The organism is Psychrobacillus sp. OK032, assembly GCF_900111345.1.
Taxonomy (GTDB): domain Bacteria; phylum Bacillota; class Bacilli; order Bacillales_A; family Planococcaceae; genus Psychrobacillus.
In genome coordinates, this window is sequence record NZ_FOGY01000010.1 from 23,030 (window position 1) to 44,046 (window position 21,017).

Annotated in this window: 14 protein-coding genes; all 14 read right to left on the minus strand. The window is 38.9% G+C overall.

The features are described 5' to 3' along the window. Positions 1–4: 4 nt before the first annotated feature. Positions 5–634, minus strand: coding sequence for a 50S ribosomal protein L3 (gene rplC / locus BMZ04_RS17780; protein ID WP_093274773.1), 630 nt, complete (start codon positions 632–634; stop codon positions 5–7). Positions 635–677: 43 nt separating this feature from the next. Beyond that, the gene (gene rpsJ, locus BMZ04_RS17785; protein WP_093274779.1) at positions 678–986 is read right to left on the minus strand and encodes a 30S ribosomal protein S10; all 309 of its coding nucleotides are present in this window, start codon (positions 984–986) and stop codon (positions 678–680) included. 1,312 nt (positions 987–2,298) lie between these two features. Then, complete coding sequence (locus BMZ04_RS17795) at positions 2,299–3,618, minus strand: Na+/H+ antiporter family protein (RefSeq protein ID WP_093274792.1); 1,320 nt, start codon at positions 3,616–3,618, stop codon at positions 2,299–2,301. A 125-nt stretch (positions 3,619–3,743) separates the two neighbouring features. Then, a complete protein-coding gene (locus tag BMZ04_RS17800) occupies positions 3,744–5,732 on the minus strand; it encodes an FtsX-like permease family protein (RefSeq protein ID WP_093274796.1) in 1,989 nt (662 codons plus the stop codon). Next, the gene (locus tag BMZ04_RS17805; RefSeq protein WP_093274804.1) at positions 5,722–6,483 is read right to left on the minus strand and encodes an ABC transporter ATP-binding protein; all 762 of its coding nucleotides are present in this window, start codon (positions 6,481–6,483) and stop codon (positions 5,722–5,724) included. The genes BMZ04_RS17800 and BMZ04_RS17805 overlap by 11 nt, the downstream gene beginning before the upstream one ends. 99 nt (positions 6,484–6,582) lie before the next feature. Next, the gene (locus BMZ04_RS17810) at positions 6,583–7,584 is read right to left on the minus strand and encodes a sensor histidine kinase (protein ID WP_093274809.1); all 1,002 of its coding nucleotides are present in this window, start codon (positions 7,582–7,584) and stop codon (positions 6,583–6,585) included. 6 nt (positions 7,585–7,590) lie between these two features. Continuing rightward, on the minus strand, positions 7,591–8,280 hold the full coding sequence (locus BMZ04_RS17815) for a response regulator transcription factor (protein ID WP_093274814.1): 690 nt from the start codon (positions 8,278–8,280) through the stop codon (positions 7,591–7,593). A gap of 426 nt (positions 8,281–8,706) precedes the next feature. After that, positions 8,707–9,894 (minus strand): elongation factor Tu, encoded by a 1,188-nt coding sequence (gene tuf / locus BMZ04_RS17820; RefSeq protein WP_093274819.1) that lies wholly within the window; start codon positions 9,892–9,894, stop codon positions 8,707–8,709. A 117-nt stretch (positions 9,895–10,011) separates the two neighbouring features. Then, positions 10,012–12,090 (minus strand): elongation factor G, encoded by a 2,079-nt coding sequence (gene fusA, locus BMZ04_RS17825; RefSeq protein WP_093274824.1) that lies wholly within the window; start codon positions 12,088–12,090, stop codon positions 10,012–10,014. A 55-nt stretch (positions 12,091–12,145) separates the two neighbouring features. Further along, positions 12,146–12,616 carry a 30S ribosomal protein S7 gene (gene rpsG, locus BMZ04_RS17830; RefSeq protein ID WP_093274830.1) on the minus strand — a complete coding sequence of 157 codons (471 nt, stop codon included), beginning with the start codon at positions 12,614–12,616 and terminating at the stop codon, positions 12,146–12,148. 41 nt (positions 12,617–12,657) lie between these two features. After that, positions 12,658–13,077, minus strand: coding sequence for a 30S ribosomal protein S12 (rpsL, locus tag BMZ04_RS17835; RefSeq protein ID WP_093274835.1), 420 nt, complete (start codon positions 13,075–13,077; stop codon positions 12,658–12,660). A 99-nt stretch (positions 13,078–13,176) separates the two neighbouring features. Next, a complete protein-coding gene (locus BMZ04_RS17840; RefSeq protein WP_093274840.1) occupies positions 13,177–13,425 on the minus strand; it encodes a ribosomal L7Ae/L30e/S12e/Gadd45 family protein in 249 nt (82 codons plus the stop codon). 127 nt (positions 13,426–13,552) lie between these two features. Continuing rightward, on the minus strand, positions 13,553–17,155 hold the full coding sequence (gene rpoC / locus BMZ04_RS17845) for a DNA-directed RNA polymerase subunit beta' (RefSeq protein WP_093274844.1): 3,603 nt from the start codon (positions 17,153–17,155) through the stop codon (positions 13,553–13,555). Between the two features lie 234 nt (positions 17,156–17,389). Next, on the minus strand, positions 17,390–20,944 hold the full coding sequence (rpoB, locus tag BMZ04_RS17850; protein ID WP_093274848.1) for a DNA-directed RNA polymerase subunit beta: 3,555 nt from the start codon (positions 20,942–20,944) through the stop codon (positions 17,390–17,392). Between the last annotated feature and the right edge of the window lie 73 nt (positions 20,945–21,017).

Below are 21,017 nucleotides of genomic sequence, written 5' to 3' on the forward strand. Positions count from 1 at the left end.
GAGATTATTTCGATTTAATAGCAGCTTTTACAACTACTAATGATTTACGAGAACCAGGAACATTACCTTTTACAAGTAGTAGGTTACGTTCAGCATCCACTCTTACGATGTGTAAGTTTTGAATCGTCACTACATGCCCACCCATTTGACCAGGTAATTTCTTTTGTTTAAATACACGGTTCGGAGCAACTGGCCCCATTGAACCTGGACGACGGTGGTAACGAGATCCGTGAGCCATTGGTCCACGAGATTGTCCGTGGCGTTTAATAACACCTTGGAAACCTTTACCTTTAGTAACACCTGTTACATCAATTACATCGCCTTCTGTAAAACTTTCTACGTTGACTTCTTGACCAACCTCGTAATTAGCTGTATCCAAGCCGCGGAATTCGCGGATGAAGCGCTTAGGAGCAGTGCTTGCTTTTGCTACGTGCCCTTTAGCAGGTTTGTTAGAAAGCTTTTCGCGCTTATCTTCAAATCCTAACTGAATAGCTTCGTAACCGTCTGTTTCAACTGTTTTCTTTTGAAGTACTACGTTTGGAGCAGCTTCAATTACAGTTACAGGGATTAAGTCACCGTTCTCAGCAAATACTTGCGTCATACCGATTTTTCTACCTAAGATTCCTTTGGTCATCCGTCACACCTCCTATAATAATTTGTTGTTTATTTTTTTACCATTAAAGTTTGATTTCAATATCAACGCCAGATGGTAAATCAAGCTTCATTAACGCATCAACAGTTTGTGGTGTTGGGTTAACGATATCGATCAGACGTTTATGCGTACGCATTTCGAATTGTTCACGAGAATCTTTGTACTTGTGAACAGCACGAAGAATTGTGTACGTCGACTTCTCAGTTGGAAGTGGAATCGGACCTGATACACTTGCACCTGAACGTTTAGCAGTTTCCACAATTTTCTCAGCAGATTGATCAAGAATTCTGTGATCATACGCTTTCAAACGGATACGAATTTTTTGTTTTGCCATTATTTTCCCTCCTTCTCGCCTATTTTCTAGACATTCTCCACGAAAATTTTCCAATCACTCGCCATGGCAAAGCGGCCGGGTGTGTCGGTAACCTCTCGCTTCATCGCAGTCAAAGACCAACTACAACATTATAAACAATAAAAAAAGATTTCGCAAGTGTTTTAGCGAAATTCTTTTAAAATGTTTTTGAAACATACTTTAATGCTATATTTGCTTTCTTTTGCCGTGTATTAGTATATAAAAATTCATAACAAATTACAAGTGATATGTTGTTGTTAATTCATGGATTATATTAATAGGGTTAACTTAATGATTAGAAGTGTGCATTTCACCGTTTAGAGATACTGCGTCGTAAAGAAGTTACCGCTAGGATTTCCGCTACAGGGCGGACGCTTTCCGCCGGGTGAGCGATGAACCATCGCCGACGCTGCGCGTTCGCCTGCGATGGTTCATCTGTCTCACTCATCCGGCTGGAGTCGCCGCCCTTTCACTCCAATCCATAAAATCTGCTAGATAATCAGCATCGCTACTCTAAATTCATTCCTCTTGAAAATAAACCTCAATAAATGTTCGAACGAGGAAGAACATGCTGTAAACGCATCAAAGTCCATCTCAAAAGCGACAAATTGACCGCTGAACACGACTAAACCAATCCAACTTATGATGTCATGTGATGTGCTTTATTCATATACGGTCTATTATTCGATGTATAGGTTTCCAGTAAAGGACTTAGAGCAATCAATCAGTTATGGAGAACAACCAAATCTTAAAATTAGCAGTCCACTTGGAGTAAGATTACGATGAATACGAGTCGTTGTTCTAATAAATGGTTGAATGAAACGTTCTTTATCCTAGCAAATGCTCCACTTATTTGGAGACAGCATTTTCTAAATAGGTTTAATAAATATAAATCCCTGATATCAGCAGACCCCAAATTAGCAAGAAATATCAATTGATTGAAGCGGAAGGCGGCGACTCCAGCGGGAATAGCAGATGTTTTTTGCACCGAAAGCGAAGCGTCAGGTGCATGAGCTGAAGACCCCGCAGGAGCGCACAAAGGAACAAAGGCTAAGAACGCCACCTCGTGTGGCAACGCCTTCGTGACCAACATCCTGTTGGCCTGAGGAGATTGAAGCCGTGCCCGCGGAAAGCGTCCGCCTATAGCGGAAATCATAGCGGTCGCTTAATAGGTCTCATTTATTGCGCAGTATCCCTAATAAGCGAAGCATATTCTTAACTCACTTTTTTGCAATAATAAAAAGAATGACCTTGTTAAAGATCATCCTTTTCCTTCTATATAATATTGTAATCATTACGAGAAGAACATAATCGCAACCCATCCAAAAACAATCAGTGGGATATTAAATATAAAAAATGTTGGAATACAGGTGTCTCGAATATGATTATGTTGTCCGTCTACATTTAATCCTGCTGTAGGACCTAACGTAGAATCGGACGCAGGAGAACCCGCGTCACCTAATGCACCTGCTGTTCCAATTAACGTAATAATCGCTGCAGGGCTTAAACCGAATTCTTGTGCAATCGGTACAAATATAACCGCAATAATAGGAATCGTTGCGAACGAAGAACCAATACCCATATCAACGATCAACCCAATTAATAACATGATCAATACTGCAAGACCCTTATTGTCCCCCATTATAGAAGTTGACGTAGTTACTAGCTTCTCCACATCGCCTGAGTCTGTCACTACTGCCGCAAATCCGCTAGCAGCTATCATAACCATTCCTATGAACGCCATCATACGCATACCATCTGTTAACAACTCATCTGCCTGTCTCCACTTAAGCGCGCCAGTTATATATAATATAATAACTCCAGCTAGTGCTCCTAAAATCATGGATCCTGTAGGTATTTGTACAATAACAGCAGCTATAAGGGCAATAATAGTAAAAACAACATTTTTCTTTTCAATAGTTACTTCTACCTCTATCGCGTCAATCGTTTCTATATCTCTATAGTAGCGTGGTTTTCGGAACACGATAAACGCAGCGATCAACCCTACGACCATCCCTATGGCCGGAATTAACATTGGTCCATATACATCTGATGTTGAAATCGCTTCTCCCGCAGCAGTTATCTGTGTAGCTACAATCTCTTGATATATTAAACCAAAGCCAAACGGCAAACTCATATAAGGCGTTATTAATCCAAATGCTAAAATACACGCGATCAATCGACGATCGACATTCATTAAATTTAATATTTTTAAGATCGGTGGTATTAATAATGGAATAAAAGCGATATGAATTGGTATTAAATTTTGAGAGAATATAGCCATCAACAGTAGAACAAAGAATACTAATGCTTTTGCTAACCCAATTTTTTGTGTATCTCCATTTCGTTTTACTAATTTCAATATTGTCATAACTAATAACTCAGGAATACCTGTTTTAGAAATGGCGATTGCAAACCCACCTAACATCCCATAACTCAAAGCAATTGCTGCACCATCACCTAATCCCCCTGCAAATGAATCAATCGTCTCTGTGATAGATAAACCAGCTGTAAGACCACCTACAATTGCACCTATTGTCAACGAGAACACAACATTTATTCGAAGTAGACTCAATACTAACATCACTATTACTGCAATTAAAACAGCATTCATCTAAAACACTCACTTTCACACACTAGATTACTAATATGAGAAAGTTTAATTGTTTTTGTTCCGAATGTCAATGGAAAAATGCCCCTTTGCTTTCAAAACAAAGAGGCATCTTTTCTTATTAATCATTACAATGATTCATTTACAACTTTTCGATAGTAACCAATAGAGAGAAATGCGAAGATCGAATATAAAATCACATATATACCCATCGTAATCAGTAAGGGAGCTACTAGTTCCGTACCGAATAGCATCCACCCCGATTTAACAGCAAAATAACTATGTGTTAAACCTATGACTAATGGAAATCCGAAGTTAAACAACTGCTTTTTATAAATTCCTTTCATCAACTCATTCGTAGTGAATCCAATTTTCCTAAGCACTGTATAGGAAGCTTTCTCTTCTTCCGCTTCTGTCATTTGTTTAAAGTATAAGATACTACCAGTAGTCATCAAAAACGCTAAACCTAAGAATCCTGTTACAAAGATAACTAATCCAAACATATCTAACATCGACAATCTATACGCTTCTTGCGAATCCATGTTCACACTGATAATTACACTATCATCTTTTGTAACTTCAAAATGACCATTATTTGTAGTTTCCTCGTATATCACTTGAACCTCTTTTAACTGCGCCCTATCTGCTAAATCTATACCAACTTGTTTTTCCCATGTTGTTTGCTGTTTGATCATAGCGTCAGCTGTAAGTTTTTCAAATTGATCATCCGTTACGACTATTGTCATGCCAGCACCTGTTAGATAATACGCAAGTAAGGGATCCGTTTTGATTTCTTTAATTGTAATGACTTCTTCTCCATCCGACGTTGTTAGCTTTACTGGACTATTTCCTTTTAGTTTCACTATTTCTGACATCATACTGCTATAGCCAGTAATATACCCTTCCCCCGCTTTTAACGAGAGCTCTGGCATTACCTGCTGTGCATCACTAAGCTTTGAGATTGTCATGATCCCTTTAGTTATCATATCTAACCCGGCAGGTATGTCACTTGCATAGATATCCGCTGTATCGACTTCCACATCCAACAACTCAATATCCGTCTGCGTAAATTCTATTTTTTTCTTGTTTAACTGTTCTATAAATGCTTCGCCTTGGTCATTCACGACAATATAATCAAACGGAATGCTCTGTTTTGCCGATGAACCCGCTGAGTAATAGGAGATATACGATAAACAAAGAATTCCTAAAGCAGTTGCAGATATAACCGTAATTGTTGTTAACGACATTGCATTTGATTTCATTCGGTGCATTATTGGGGATAGAGATAATACATCCTCAATAGACAAATGCCCTTTTTTCTGTTTTCGAATTAAATTCAATAGGAATGCTACTGAAAATCGAAATACAAAAAATGTTCCTCCAATTGTTGATCCTAAAATAGCGAGCATTTTATATAAAAGCATATTGGGATTATCGCTATCTAGTTCGAATAAAGTAGTAGACAAATAATACCCATAACCGATTAATAAAAGGCCGATGAAGCCAAGTAACATTTGAAATCCATTAAATCTCTTCACTTTTACATCTGATGTTGCGTTTGCTGAAAACAACGCAAGTAATGAGACTCGTCGAATACTAATTGTAGTCTGGATCAATACTACAATTAATAACACCAGAAACACGAAAATTGTCATTTGCAGTGCTTCAACAGAAAATATTAACTGAACCAACACATCTTTTTCTAAAATGCGAAGTAAAACCATCGCAAAAATTCTAGAAGTTAAAAAACCGAGTCCAACACCTATCGCAAGTGCACTAACCCATAGAATGGAATTCTCTAGCACTAATAACCTTGTCACAAGCCCCTTTGACATCCCTATTAGTTGGTAGAGCCCAATTTCTTTACTTCTTCTTTTCATAAACAAAAGATTAGCATACAGAACAAAAAACACTACTACAAATAATAATATGTAGGATGCGGCCTTTAAACCAGCAGCAACCTTCACCCCTTGCGATACATCTACTACACTAGGATTGTATTGCAAAGTAACAAAAGAAAAGTAAAGAGTTACACTGAATATAAGTGCAAAGAAATATAAATAATAATGCTTAATATTTTTCTTCATGCTTCGGAAAACCAACTGACTAAGCGTCATAGCCATCACCACCAAGTACACTTTGCGTACTCATAATCTCTTGGTAAAATCGCAGCCGGTCTTTCTCGCCTTTATACAGTTCCGTATATAATTGCCCATCCTTTAGAAATAACACACGTGAACAGAAACTTGCGGCAACCGCATCATGTGTAACCATCATAATCGTCACTTTTTTTTCAAGATTGATTTTCTCTAGGTTACTGAGAAGTGCAGTAGCTGCTTTGGAATCTAAGGCCCCTGTTGGCTCATCAGCAAACACTACGGTAGGATTACTAATCAAAGCACGAGCCGCGGATGTTCTTTGCTTTTGTCCTCCAGATATTTCGTTTGGATATTTATGCGCGAGATCATCAATTCCTAATGTTTTAGTAATATCTTTGAAACGTGCTTCAGCTTCTTTTTTGGAAATATTACTAATAGAAAGTGGTAATAGTATATTTTCTTTCACAGTCAATGTATCTAACAGATTATAGTCTTGAAAGATAAACCCTAATTGTTCACGACGGAAATTAGATAACTCCCTTTCTCTCATCGTACGTAAATTATGACCACTTATTTCAATAACACCTTCTGTTACTTTATCAATTGATGCTAGTACATTTAACAATGTTGTTTTTCCAGAACCCGATGGTCCCATAATTCCAACAAATTCCCCTTCTTGTACTTCCATATCTATACCTTTTAATACTTCTTGCGCAGTTGACTTTTTCCCATAAACTTTTCTAATCTTACGGCCACTCAAAATAGTCATGTATTTACCTCCTACATAGTATTAACTCTAGTGTAAGACTTTTTGTTCTTTTATTCGTTCGATTTACATGACAAACGAATAAAGTAGATGACAATATTGTCACCTACTAGCTATATTCGTCATTTCGTTTTTTAGAGGAAATTGTAATGAAAATGTGGAACCTTCATTGATCTTAGAATCTACTATTATTCGTATCCCTAATTTATCGGCCGCTTTTTTCGATAAATATAGACCCATTCCAGTAGAAGCGGCAGTATTTCTTCCCGTTGTACCGGTAAATGACTTTTCAAATATACGTGGTAGGTCTGCCTTCGTTATACCACTCCCAAAGTCTCTTACAGTCAAAACAGTATGACCAGTTTCGTCTCTTCTAGAAAAAATATGAATTTCTTTATCCGGATCGCTGTACTTAACTGCATTCGATAGCAACTGGCGAAGGATAAATGCCAACCATTTTTGATCCGTCAGCACTACTTCTAGCAAGAAATCAATTTCGAAACCAATTCCTTTTTGCATGCACCATGCTTGCAGTTCTTTGATTTCTTTATGTATTAATTTTTGAAGTTGAACAGACTCTACTAAATAATCCTTTTCCAACGAAGGTAATCTTGTATGGTGAAGCTGCTGATCTAATAATAAATGAATTCTTAACCACTCGACCTCTAGTTTCTCCTGCAATGGATGTTCCTGTACAGCATCGATTATGAGCCTCATGCCAGTCAATGGGGTTTTTACTTCATGAATCCATGATAAAATCCGATCATTCTCTTCTAAATGTTGCACTTTCAATTGATTCAATTCCTCGTTATTTACTAATATCAAATCTTCCATAATACTCGTTATTTTCTTTTCAAAGCTAGACTTCCCTTCTGGAAGAGAATCAGATTTTGCACTTTCTTCTAATTCTTTATAATAGGTCGCCTCTTTCCTATACCTCCACCAAATAAATACTAGAAAAGATAGTATATACACAAGATTAATATAAAGAATAGCAATATCTTGAAAAGCAATATCTAAAGTTAATATGAAGTTCAACCAAATTTGCAAGCCTACAAAAAAGAGAATCCAAGCTTTTCTTTCTTTTATGTACAAGATGAACAAATAACTTTACCCCTCTCTCGTAATTGCCATATAGCCTAACCCTTTTTTCGTAAGGATAATATCTTTTAATCCAATTTCCTCTAGCTTTAAGCGCAATCTATTCACATTTACAGATAACGTATTATCGTTTACAAATCGCTCGTCATCCCAAAGCTCCCGCATTAATTCCTCTCGAGAAACGATTGCATCCACAGATTTTAATAGAATACGCAATACAAAAAGCTCATTTTTCGTAAGTTCAACAGATTTATCTAGCTTCCTCGCTTCACTTTTGGCAAAGTCAATGATTGCACCATTCCAATTACTAACATCCAGTTTCTCTTCCTGATAATCATATGTTCGTCGTAATAATGCCTGCACCTTTGCAAGTAGCACATCCATATTGAATGGCTTTTGTACAAAGTCATCTGCACCCATTTGCATTGCCATAATCATATCCATCGGATGATCTCGCGAAGATAGGAAAATGATCGGCACTTTAGAAATATGGCGAATTTCCCTACACCAATGAAATCCATCATAAGACGGCAATTGTATATCAATAATAACTAATTGTGGTTTTTGCTCAATAAATAAGGGCATCACTTTTTGAAAGTCATTCGGTCGGATTACCTCAAATGACCATTGGATAAATCGCTCTTTGATCATTTCAAATATCAGTTGATCATCTTCAATTAATAAGATTTGTGCATTCATTAGACTTCACCTCTTACAACTAGTTTACACTATTTTTAAGCTCAAAAAAGTATAGTTCACAATATAGGAATACTGCGTCGTAAAGAAGTGGCCGCTGGAATTTCCGCTGCAGGGCGGACGCTTTCGCTCCAATCCCATGGAGCTTGCTACTTATTCCGTATCGACAGAAGCATAGAACGGCTTAAGAGTGTCCTATCTGAATAATTAATAGTGTATAGTCCAATTAATTACTGATTGTATAAGACGAAACCTTTTAAGAAAGTAGATAATTCTGCCGTAGCGCGAAGGCTCAGTGGCTATTGTTACGACGCACTTTCTCTATATTTAATGGTGAAAGTTATTCACATTCTATAGAATCCCTGAATCCAAAGCACAAAAAAATCCATCTCGTCGTCACGAGATGGATTCTAGAAATTAAATCATAAATTACTTAGTGATAGTAGCAACTACACCAGCGCCTACAGTACGTCCACCCTCACGGATAGAGAATTTAGTACCTTCTTCAAGAGCGATAGGAGAGATTAGAGAAACAGTCATTTCGATGTTATCTCCAGGCATAACCATTTCTACGCCTTCTGGTAAGTTACAAACACCAGTTACATCAGTTGTACGGAAGTAGAACTGTGGACGGTAGTTTGTGAAGAATGGAGTATGACGTCCACCCTCTTCTTTAGAAAGAACATAAACTTCAGCTTTGAAGTCTGTGTGTGGTGTAATTGTACCTGGTTTAGCTAATACTTGACCACGTTGGATGTCTTCACGAGCAACCCCACGAAGTAGAGCACCGATGTTGTCACCAGCTTCTGCATAGTCAAGAAGTTTACGGAACATTTCAACACCTGTTACAGTAGTTGATTTTGCTTCTTCAGTAATACCGATGATGTCTACAACGTCACCAATTTTAACTTGACCACGTTCAACACGTCCAGTTGCAACTGTACCACGACCAGTGATTGAGAATACATCCTCAACTGGCATCATGAATGGTTTGTCAGTTTGACGTTCTGGAGTTGGGATATAGCTATCTACTGCATCCATTAATTCAACGATTTTTTCTTCCCAATCTGCTTCGCCTTCAAGAGCTTTAAGAGCAGAACCTTTAATTACTGGAATGTCGTCTCCTGGGAAATCGTATTCAGAAAGAAGGTCACGAATTTCCATTTCAACTAATTCAAGAAGTTCTTCGTCGTCAACCATATCACATTTGTTCATGAATACAACTAGGTAAGGAACACCTACTTGACGTGAAAGAAGGATATGCTCACGAGTTTGTGGCATTGGGCCATCAGCAGCAGATACTACTAGGATACCGCCGTCCATTTGAGCTGCACCTGTGATCATGTTTTTAACATAGTCAGCATGTCCTGGGCAGTCTACGTGAGCGTAGTGACGAGTTGCTGTTTCATACTCAACGTGTGAAGTATTGATTGTAATACCGCGTTCTTTTTCTTCAGGTGCGTTATCGATGTCAGCGTATGATCTAGCTGTACCACCCATTTTTTTAGAAAGAACTGTTGCGATAGCAGCAGTTAAAGTTGTTTTACCATGGTCAACGTGTCCGATTGTACCAATATTAGCATGCGTTTTTGAACGGTCAAATTTTTCTTTAGCCATTTGAGAGATCCTCCTCAGTAATTGTATGATTTTTTATGATAAAAGGTAGAGGGCGTACGTCCCTCTATCTTTTATACTCTATAAAATAGTTATACTTGAATTTTGGTGAAATATCAATTATTCACCTTTATGTTTTTTAATAATTTCTTCCGAAATAGATTTTGGAACATCTTCATAGTGATCAAATACCATAGAGAATGTTCCGCGTCCTTGCGTGTTAGAACGTAAAGACGTTGCATATCCGAACATTTCAGCAAGTGGAACCATTGCACGTACTACTTGTGCGTTACCACGAGCGTCCATACCTTCAACGCGACCACGACGAGACGTGATATCACCCATGATGTCTCCTAAATATTCTTCAGGAATAACAACTTCTACCTTCATGATTGGCTCAAGAAGTGCTGGGTTTACTTTAGATACAGCATTTTTCAATGCCATAGATGCAGCGATTTTAAATGCCATCTCATTCGAGTCAACATCATGGTATGATCCGTCGAATAATTTAGCTTTAATATCGATTAATGGGAATCCTGCGATTACACCATTGTCAAGAGAGTCGCGAAGACCCGCTTCAACAGCTGGAATGTATTCACGTGGAACTACCCCACCAACGATTGCGTTTTCAAATTCAAAGCCTTTTCCTTCTTCGTTTGGAGAGAACTCAATCCAAACGTGTCCGAATTGACCACGTCCACCAGATTGGCGTACGAATTTACCTTCAACTTCAGCTGAAGAGCGGAAAGTTTCACGGTAAGATACTTGTGGAGCTCCCACGTTAGCATCTACTTTAAATTCACGGCGCATACGGTCAACTAAGATATCTAGGTGAAGCTCACCCATACCAGCGATGATTACTTGACCAGTTTCTTGGTCTGTATGCACGCGGAATGTTGGATCTTCTTCTGATAGTTTTTGTAAAGCTTGACCCATTTTATCTTGGTCTGCTTTTGTTTTTGGTTCAACTGATAGTGAAATAACTGGTTCTGGGAAATCCATAGATTCTAGAATTACTAGAGATTTTTCATCACATAGTGTATCACCAGTAGTTGTATCTTTTAAACCTACAGCCGCTGCGATATCTCCAGAGTGCACTTCTGAGATTTCTTCACGAGAGTTAGCATGCATTTGTAGAATACGTCCTACACGCTCACGCTTACCTTTTGTAGAGTTTTGTACATACGAACCTGCTTGTAATGTACCAGAATATACGCGGAAGAATGTTAACTTACCAACATAAGGGTCTGTCATTACTTTGAACGCTAATGCTGAGAATGGTTCTGAGTCATCTGAATGACGTTCGATTTCTTCTTCAGTATCAGGGTCGATTCCTTTCATAGCAGCAATATCAAGTGGTGATGGAAGGTAAGCAACAACTGCGTCAAGAACTTTTTGAACACCTTTGTTTTTAAATGCAGTACCACATACTACTGGATAGAATTCTACGTTTAGGGTACCTTTACGGATACCAGCAACTAATTCTTCGTTCGTAATTTCTTCCCCACCAAGATATTTTTCCATCAAATCTTCGTCAAGTTCAGCTACCGCTTCAACTAGTTTTTCACGGTATTCTTCAGCTTGCGCTTTGTATTCTTCTGGAATTTCTACTTCTTGGATGTCTGTTCCTAAGTCATTACCATACATAGTAGCTTTCATCGTTATTAAGTCGATAATACCGTTGAATTGATCTTCAGCACCAATTGGTAACTGAATTGGATGAGCATTTGCTTGTAAACGGTCATGAAGTGTTCCTACAGAATATAGGAAATCTGCACCCGTTTTATCCATTTTGTTAACGAATACAATACGTGGTACGCCATAAGTTGTAGCTTGACGCCATACTGTTTCAGTTTGTGGTTCAACACCAGATTGCGCATCTAGTACTGTAACCGCACCATCAAGTACACGTAGTGAACGTTCAACTTCAACTGTGAAGTCTACGTGTCCAGGTGTATCGATGATATTTACACGGTGGTTATCCCAAGCAGCTGTTGTTGCAGCAGAAGTGATTGTAATACCACGTTCTTGCTCTTGCTCCATCCAGTCCATTTGTGATGCACCTTCATGAGTTTCCCCAATTTTGTGGATTTTACCAGTGTAATAAAGAATACGCTCCGTAGTAGTCGTTTTACCAGCATCGATGTGAGCCATGATCCCGATATTACGTGTTTTTTCTAAGGAGAACTCTCTAGCCATATTGTATTTCTCCTTCCAATTTCGGATTAGGGTATCAATTTAAAGTAAATCTATCTTACCAACGATAGTGTGCGAATGCTTTGTTAGCTTCCGCCATTTTGTGCATATCTTCACGTTTTTTAACTGAAGCACCAGTATTGTTAGATGCATCAAGAATTTCGTTAGCTAAACGTTCTTCCATAGTTTTTTCTCCACGAAGGCGTGAATAGTTTACTAAGTAGCGAAGACCTAAAGTTGAACGGCGATCAGGACGTACTTCAACCGGTACTTGGTAGTTTGCACCACCAACACGACGAGCACGTACTTCTAAAACTGGCATTACGTTGTTTAATGCAGCTTCAAATACTTCTAATGCATCTTTACCAGAACGTTCTTTTACAAGTTCAAACGCTCCGTATAGAATTTTTTGAGAAGTACCTCTTTTACCATCAACCATCATTTTATTGACTAAACGAGTTACTAGTTTCGAATTATAAATTGGATCTGGTAACACGTCACGTTTGGAAACAGGACCTTTACGAGGCATGTGTTTTCCTCCTTTCGACGAATGTCTAATTATAGATTAAATTATTTCTTTTCTTTCGGGCGTTTTGCACCGTAAAGTGAACGGCTTTGCATACGACCATTAACTGCTGCTGTATCAAGAGCACCACGTACGATATGATAACGTACCCCTGGTAAATCTTTTACACGTCCACCGCGTAGAAGAACAACACTGTGCTCTTGAAGGTTGTGACCTTCACCCGGAATATACGCGTTTACCTCTAACGTATTTGTTAAACGTACACGTGCATATTTACGAAGTGCAGAGTTTGGTTTTTTCGGCGTCATAGTACCAACACGAGTACAAACCCCACGCTTTTGAGGTGAGTTCAGATTCGTAGCTGATTTTTTAAAGCTGTTATAGCCTTTTCCTAACGCTGGTGACTTAGATTTCGTGCTCTTGGATTGACGAGGCTTACGGACCAATTGGTTAACTGTAGGCATCGATTATTCCTCCCTTCATTTCATCTTGTTAATACCACACATCCAGGTGGTTCATTTTTTGGGTAAAAACAAAGCTTTTGTGTTTTACACAAAAACTACTTACACAGTAATAGCTACTACTGACGCGCTGACGCGCAATCCACAAGCTTTACCAAGATCTACTTTAGACTCAACATAGTGAATAAATACATTGTTTTCTTGTGCTGTTAATCGTGCTAGTTCAATGATATTTTCCTCTACATCAAGCGCAATATAAACTTCTTTGACAAACCTTTTTTTCATTGCTTTTACTGCTTGCTTTGTACCAATGATTGTTTTTTTCGCTTGCTTTACTTTTTCATAAGACATTTTCATATCCTCCAAAGTTACAAGTCCGATAACTATCAACCTTAAGTATATTATCATTCCTTGAAAAAAGTGTCAACACTTATCATGAAAATTATTAGGGAGAATTTGTTCTCCCTAATATTTTTCCTTACTCAGCCTTTACTGCTTCTTTTTCCGCATCCGCTTCATTAGGAGAGATTTCAATTTGACGATAACGTTGCATTCCAGTACCAGCTGGAACTAGTTTACCGATAATTACATTCTCTTTTAATCCTAATAATTCATCACGTTTTCCTTTAATCGCCGCATCTGTTAAGACACGAGTTGTTTCTTGGAATGATGCAGCAGATAAGAACGATTCTGTTTCAAGTGAAGCTTTTGTAATACCAAGGATAACTGGGCGACAAGTTGCAGGTATTTTACCTTGTAAAACAGCATCTTTGTTTGCTTCAGCAAATTGATGGATATCAAGCAATGAACCAGGAAGTAGGTCTGTTTCACCTGCTTCAATAATTCGGACTTTACGAAGCATTTGGCGTACCATTACTTCGATGTGCTTATCCCCAATTTCTACCCCTTGCATACGATAAACTTTTTGTACCTCTTTTAATAAGTACACTTGAACCGTTGAAACGTCTTTAACTTTTAGCAATTCTTTCGGATCCACGGAACCCTCTGTTAGGACTTGACCACGATTAATAACATCGTTTAATTGAACTTTTAAACGTGCATTATAAGGTGCTAAGTATTTACGAGTTTCTACAGTACCTTGAATTGTAATTTCTTTTTGTCCTTCTCTAATTTCATCAATTTCGGTAACAGTACCGGAAATTTCTGAAATAACAGCTTGCCCTTTCGGATTACGAGCTTCGAAGATTTCTTGGATACGAGGAAGACCTTGTGTAATATCGTCTCCTGCAACCCCACCTGTATGGAATGTACGCATCGTTAACTGAGTACCTGGTTCACCGATTGATTGAGCAGCAATAATACCTACTGCTTCACCAACTTCTACAGTATCACCAGTCGCTAAGTTTAGACCGTAACATTTTTTACATACACCATGTTTTGTATTACATGTGAATGCAGAACGAATCGTCAATTCTTCAATTCCTGCTTCTTCAATCACTCGAGCAACGTCTTGTGTAATTAGTCCGTCTTTTTCTAAGATGACTTCATTTGTAGTTGGATGGAAAATTGTTTTCTTCGTATGGCGACCAACAATACGTTCACCAAACTCTTCAATAACTTCCGTCCCTTCCATAAGTGAGCCAATCAGTAAGCCACGATCTGTTCCACAATCGTCTTCACGAACGATTACATCTTGCGCAACGTCTACTAGACGACGAGTTAAATAACCTGAATCGGCTGTTTTAAGCGCTGTATCGGCAAGACCTTTACGAGCACCATGCGTAGAAATGAAATACTCGAGTACAGTTAATCCCTCACGGAATGATGACTTGATCGGAAGTTCGATAATTCGTCCTGCCGGGTTGGCCATAAGTCCACGCATACCTGCAAGCTGAGTAAAGTTAGATGCGTTACCACGGGCACCAGAGTCACTCATCATGAAGATTGGGTTCATGTTATCAAGGGTTTTCATCAGCTTCTCTTGAATTACTTCTTTTGCTTTACTCCAATGTCCGATTACGCTAGCATAACGCTCTTCTTCCGTGATTAGACCACGGCGGAATTGTTTCAACACTTTATCTACTTTACCTTGTGCCTCTTCTAATATTTCACCTTTATCAGGAAGTACTACGATATCCGAAATACCAATTGTAATACCTGCTTTAGTAGAATATTTAAAGCCAAGTGCTTTCATGCGGTCAAGCATTTTAGAAGTTTCCGTGATGTGGAAGTTCTTAAATACTTCTGCAATGATATTACCAAGAATTTTTTTCTTGAATGGCTGTACAAGATCTGTAGATTCAATATGTTTTTTTACATCTGTCGTTGTAGAGACAAAATATTTTTCCGGAGTTTCAACTTGTAAGTTGAAATCCGTTGGCTCATTAATATACGGGAACGTTTCTGGTAGTATTTCATTGAAAATTACTTTACCTACCGTTGTTAGTAATAGCATCTTGTTTTGTTCTTCCGTAAATGTTTGGTTTTTTAAGGATGATGCTGCAATTGCGATACGCGTATGCAAATGTACATGCCCTGTATTGTAAGCAATTAGCACTTCTTCTGGACCGTAGAACGTAGAACCTTCTCCTGTTGCTCCTTTACGTTCAAGCGTTAAGTAATAGTTTCCTAAAACCATATCTTGAGAAGGTGTAACAACTGGTTTTCCGTCTTTCGGGTTTAGAATGTTTTGTGCTGCAAGCATTAATAGACGGGCCTCTGCTTGTGCTTCTGCAGATAGTGGAACGTGAACAGCCATCTGGTCACCATCGAAGTCAGCGTTATAAGCTGTACATACTAATGGATGAAGACGAATTGCACGACCTTCTACTAATGTTGGTTCGAATGCTTGAATACCTAGACGGTGAAGAGTAGGTGCGCGGTTTAGTAAAACCGGATGCTCCTTAATAACATCTTCTAATACATCCCAAACTTCTGCATGCATACGTTCAATTTTACGTTTTGCACTTTTAATGTTGTGAGCTAACCCACGTTCAACAAGTTCTTTCATCACAAATGGTTTGAATAACTCAATTGCCATTTCTTTTGGAAGTCCACATTGATACATTTTCAAGTTTGGTCCTACTACAATAACCGAACGACCAGAATAGTCTACACGTTTACCAAGTAAGTTTTGACGGAAACGACCTTGTTTCCCTTTCAGCATATGCGATAGTGATTTTAATGGACGGTTACCAGGTCCAGTAACTGGACGACCACGGCGACCATTATCAATTAAAGCGTCTACAGCCTCTTGTAACATACGTTTTTCGTTTTGAACAATAATGCTAGGAGCACCAAGGTCTAGTAAACGTTTTAAACGGTTATTACGGTTAATAACACGACGATACAAATCATTTAGGTCAGATGTAGCAAAACGTCCACCATCTAATTGAACCATTGGACGTAATTCTGGTGGGATTACCGGAAGTACATCTAAGATCATCCAATCCGGTTTGTTTCCTGAGTTACGGAATGATTCTACTACTTCTAAACGTTTAATCGCACGTGTACGGCGTTGACCTTGTGCTGTTTTCAACTCTTCTTTTAAACTTTCTGTTTCATTTTCTAAATCAATTTCTTGAAGTAGACGTTTAATAGCCTCCGCACCCATAGCAGCTTGGAACTTAGTGCCAAATTTATCACGGTATGCTCGATATTCTTTTTCAGAAAGTAATTGTTTCTTTTCAAGTGGCGTATCCGCCGGCTCGATTACTACGTAAGAGGCAAAATAGATTACTTCTTCAAGTGATCTTGGAGACATATCTAAAAGTAGACCCATACGACTTGGAATACCTTTGAAATACCAAATATGTGATACTGGTGCAGCTAATTCGATATGACCCATACGTTCTCGACGAACTTTCGAACGTGTAACTTCTACTCCACAACGATCACATACGACGCCTTTATAACGAACTCGTTTGTATTTACCGCAGTGACATTCCCAGTCTTTTGTTGGACCGAAAATACGCTCACAGAACAAACCGTCTTTTTCAGGTTTTAATGTACGATAGTTAATCGTTTCAGGCTTTTTTACTTCCCCATAAGACCATGAACGGATTTTATCAGGTGAAGCTAAACCGATTTTCATATACTCAAAATTATTAACGTCTATCAAGGAGCCTACCTCCCTCTAGTCTTGTGTCTTTTAAAAAGACTTTCCAAGTAGCTCTGCATTATGCAATTTTATACGGAAATACGGACAGGTATCACCTGTCCGATTTTTTTTTTTGTCTAGCTCTAGCGCCTAGCCCCTCTGGGTCAAATACCCTTCGATCACGAAGTCAAAGTGCGACTTCTATGAGGGAAGAACATTTGCCTGTCGGGGTTGACATAGGCACTTGCGCTTATCTTATTCCACAGTTCCGACTGGTTCCTCTTCATTTGCTTGTGGCAAAATTCCAAGTGCGTCAGCTGCTGGAATATCGTCATCTTCATCTAAGTCACGAAGTTCAATTTCTTCTTCGTCAATCGATAACATCTTAACGTCCATACCTAAACTTTGTAATTCCTTGATCAATACTTTGAATGATTCTGGAACACCAGGTTCTGGTACGCTTTCTCCTTTAACAATTGCTTCGTACGTTTTTACACGTCCTACAACGTCATCGGATTTTACAGTTAAAATTTCTTGTAATGTATAAGCCGCACCGTATGCTTCAAGTGCCCATACTTCCATCTCTCCAAAACGTTGCCCACCAAATTGCGCTTTCCCTCCAAGAGGCTGTTGCGTAACGAGTGAGTACGGTCCAGTTGAGCGAGCATGTAACTTATCATCTACCATGTGGGCAAGTTTAATCATATACATAACCCCAACAGAAACGCGGTTATCAAATGGTTCACCTGAACGCCCATCATATAAAGTAGTTTTACCATCTCGGTTTAGACCTGCTTCTTCCATTGTGGTCCAAACGTCTTCTTCGTTGGCACCATCAAATACTGGTGAAGCCATATGAACCCCAATTATTCTAGAAGCCATACCTAAGTGTAGCTCTAATACTTGCCCAATGTTCATACGAGATGGTACACCAAGTGGATTTAACATGATATCAACTGGTGTGCCGTCTGGAAGGAATGGCATGTCTTCTTCCGGAAGGATACGCGAGATAACCCCTTTGTTACCGTGACGTCCGGCCATTTTATCCCCAACGGAGATTTTACGTTTTTGAACGATATAAGCACGAACTAATTGGTTAACACCTGGAGATAATTCATCGCCATCTTCACGATTAAAGACTTTTACATCTAATACAATCCCACCAGCACCATGAGGCACACGTAGAGATGTATCACGAACTTCACGTGCTTTTTCACCAAAAATAGCATGTAGTAACCGTTCTTCTGCAGTTAGTTCAGTAACTCCTTTAGGCGTTACTTTACCAACTAAAATATCACCGTCGCGTACTTCTGCACCTACACGGATAATTCCACGATCATCTAAGTTGCGTAGTGCATCTTCTCCGACGTTTGGAATATCTCTTGTGATTTCTTCTGGTCCAAGCTTCGTGTCACGTGATTCTGATTCGTATTCTTCAATATGCACAGAAGTATATACATCATCTTTCACAAGACGCTCACTCATAATTACAGCATCCTCGTAGTTGTATCCATCCCATGTCATGAAGGCTACTAGCACATTACGCCCTAAAGCAAGCTCTCCTTGTTCCATAGAAGGTCCATCTGCAAGAATATCAAGTGGTTTTACTCGATCTCCCACTTTAACAATTGGACGTTGATTTATAGATGTTCCGTGGTTAGATCGTTCGAATTTATGGACTTTATACGAAGTTAAATCACCTTTAACTTCTTTTCCATCCACTTCTTCGATGCGCCGAACACGAATTTCTTTCGCTTCCACATGCTCTACGATTCCGTGATACTTAGCAATAACAGCAGCTCCAGAATCACGTGCGTTTACATGCTCCATACCAGTTCCTACAAACGGAGCTTCCGGATTTAATAACGGAACAGCTTGACGTTGCATGTTCGCGCCCATTAACGCACGGTTCGAGTCATCGTTTTCTAAGAATGGAATACATGCCGTTGCTGCAGAAACAACTTGTTTTGGAGAAACGTCCATGTAATCCACTTGTTCTTTTCTAAATACCGTGTTATCCCCTCGGAAACGCCCTACTACTTCTTCTTTTAAGAACTCACCTTCATCTGATAATGGAGAGTTTGCTTGTGCTACCACATAGTTATCCTCTTCATCCGCAGTTAAATAGTCAATGCGCATTGTTACTAAGCCTGTCTCTGGGTCAACCCGGCGATACGGCGTTTCGATAAATCCAAATTTATTCACTTTTGCAAAGCTCGAAAGTGAGTTAATAAGTCCAATGTTTGGACCCTCAGGTGTTTCGATTGGACACATACGACCATAGTGAGAATAGTGAACGTCACGTACTTCAAAACCAGCACGTTCACGTGTTAAACCACCGGGTCCAAGCGCTGACAGACGACGTTTATGCGTAAGTTCAGCAAGTGGGTTTGTTTGGTCCATGAATTGTGATAATTGCGAGCTACCAAAGAATTCTTTAATAGATGCAATAACTGGTCGAATATTAATAAGTTGTTGAGGCACGATGGATTGTGTGTCGTTAATAGACATACGTTCACGCACCACACGTTCCATACGAGAAAGACCAATACGGAATTGATTTTGTAATAATTCTCCTACTGAACGTAAACGTCGGTTACCAAGATGGTCAATATCATCTGTGTTTCCAACATTAAATAACAGATTAAAGAAATAACCAACAGAAGATACGATATCAGCTGGTGTAATATTTTTTATTTCATTCTCTACATATGCATTACTAATAACATTAATTTCTTTTTGCTCTTCATCATTTGGAGCAAATATTTTAATCGATTGGATCGTAATGTCGTCTTCTAAAACACCACCAACTTGAGATAATGTTTTGAAGCCAATTCCATTTTCTAAATGAGGAATCAGTTTATCTAGTACTCGACGATCGATAAGTGTACCAGCTTCTACTAATATCTCACCCGTTTCTGGATCCACTAACGTTTCTGCTACCGTTTGATTAAATAAACGATTTTTTATATGCAGTTTTTTATTCATTTTGTAACGACCAACATTTGCTAAGTCATAGCGTTTTGGGTCAAAGAAGCGAGAATATAATAAGCTCTTTGCACTTTCTACTGTTGGTGGTTCACCAGGGCGTAAACGCTCATAGATTTCAAGTAACGCTTTTTCAGACGTTTCTGTATTATCTTTTTCGAGTGTGTTACGTAAATATTCGTTGTCACCGATTAAATCGATGATTTCTTGATCGGATCCAAAACCTAATGCGCGAAGTAAAACAGTCACTGGTAATTTACGCGTGCGATCGATACGGACGTACACAACGTCTTTTGCATCAATTTCATATTCTAACCATGCACCGCGGTTTGGGATTACTGTTGCCCCAAAGCCTTTTTTACCGTTTTTGTCTGTTTTGTCATGGAAGTAAACACTTGGTGAACGGACTAACTGAGATACGATAACGCGCTCAGCACCATTAATTACGAAAGTACCTGTTTCTGTCATAAGTGGGAAATCACCCATGAAGACATCTTGTTCTTTCACTTCGTCCGTTTCTTTGTTGTGGAGACGCACTTTTACGCGCAGTGGTGCCGCATATGTTGTGTCACGTTCTTTCGATTCGTCGACGGAATATTTCGGTTCATTCAAACTATAGTCGACAAATTCAAGTGATAGATTGCCTGTAAAGTCCTCGATTGGTGAAATATCTTTAAACATTTCACGTAAACCTTCTTCAAGGAACCATTCGTAAGATGCTGTTTGAATTTCGATTAGATTCGGAAGTTCAAGCACCTCACTAATACGCGCAAAGCTTCTGCGCTGGCGGTGTTGTCCGTACTGAACTAGTTGACCTGTCAACTCATTCACCCCTCAATAAAGCGATAATAGGTCTTTTCGATATACACATTTTGGTGTATGATATCGATAAGAC

What these genes read in the sequence shown, in the direction of transcription:
- rplC (WP_093274773.1), bottom strand. Translation starts at nt 634, where the DNA reads ATGACCAAAGGAATCTTAGGTAGAAAAATCGGTATGACGCAAGTATTT.
- rpsJ (WP_093274779.1), bottom strand. Translation starts at nt 986, where the DNA reads ATGGCAAAACAAAAAATTCGTATCCGTTTGAAAGCGTATGATCACAGA.
- BMZ04_RS17795 (WP_093274792.1), bottom strand. Translation starts at nt 3,618, where the DNA reads ATGAATGCTGTTTTAATTGCAGTAATAGTGATGTTAGTATTGAGTCTA.
- BMZ04_RS17800 (WP_093274796.1), bottom strand. Translation starts at nt 5,732, where the DNA reads ATGACGCTTAGTCAGTTGGTTTTCCGAAGCATGAAGAAAAATATTAAG.
- BMZ04_RS17805 (WP_093274804.1), bottom strand. Translation starts at nt 6,483, where the DNA reads ATGACTATTTTGAGTGGCCGTAAGATTAGAAAAGTTTATGGGAAAAAG.
- BMZ04_RS17815 (WP_093274814.1), bottom strand. Translation starts at nt 8,280, where the DNA reads ATGAATGCACAAATCTTATTAATTGAAGATGATCAACTGATATTTGAA.
- tuf (WP_093274819.1), bottom strand. Translation starts at nt 9,894, where the DNA reads ATGGCTAAAGAAAAATTTGACCGTTCAAAAACGCATGCTAATATTGGT.
- fusA (WP_093274824.1), bottom strand. Translation starts at nt 12,090, where the DNA reads ATGGCTAGAGAGTTCTCCTTAGAAAAAACACGTAATATCGGGATCATG.
- rpsG (WP_093274830.1), bottom strand. Translation starts at nt 12,616, where the DNA reads ATGCCTCGTAAAGGTCCTGTTTCCAAACGTGACGTGTTACCAGATCCA.
- rpsL (WP_093274835.1), bottom strand. Translation starts at nt 13,077, where the DNA reads ATGCCTACAGTTAACCAATTGGTCCGTAAGCCTCGTCAATCCAAGAGC.
- BMZ04_RS17840 (WP_093274840.1), bottom strand. Translation starts at nt 13,425, where the DNA reads ATGTCTTATGAAAAAGTAAAGCAAGCGAAAAAAACAATCATTGGTACA.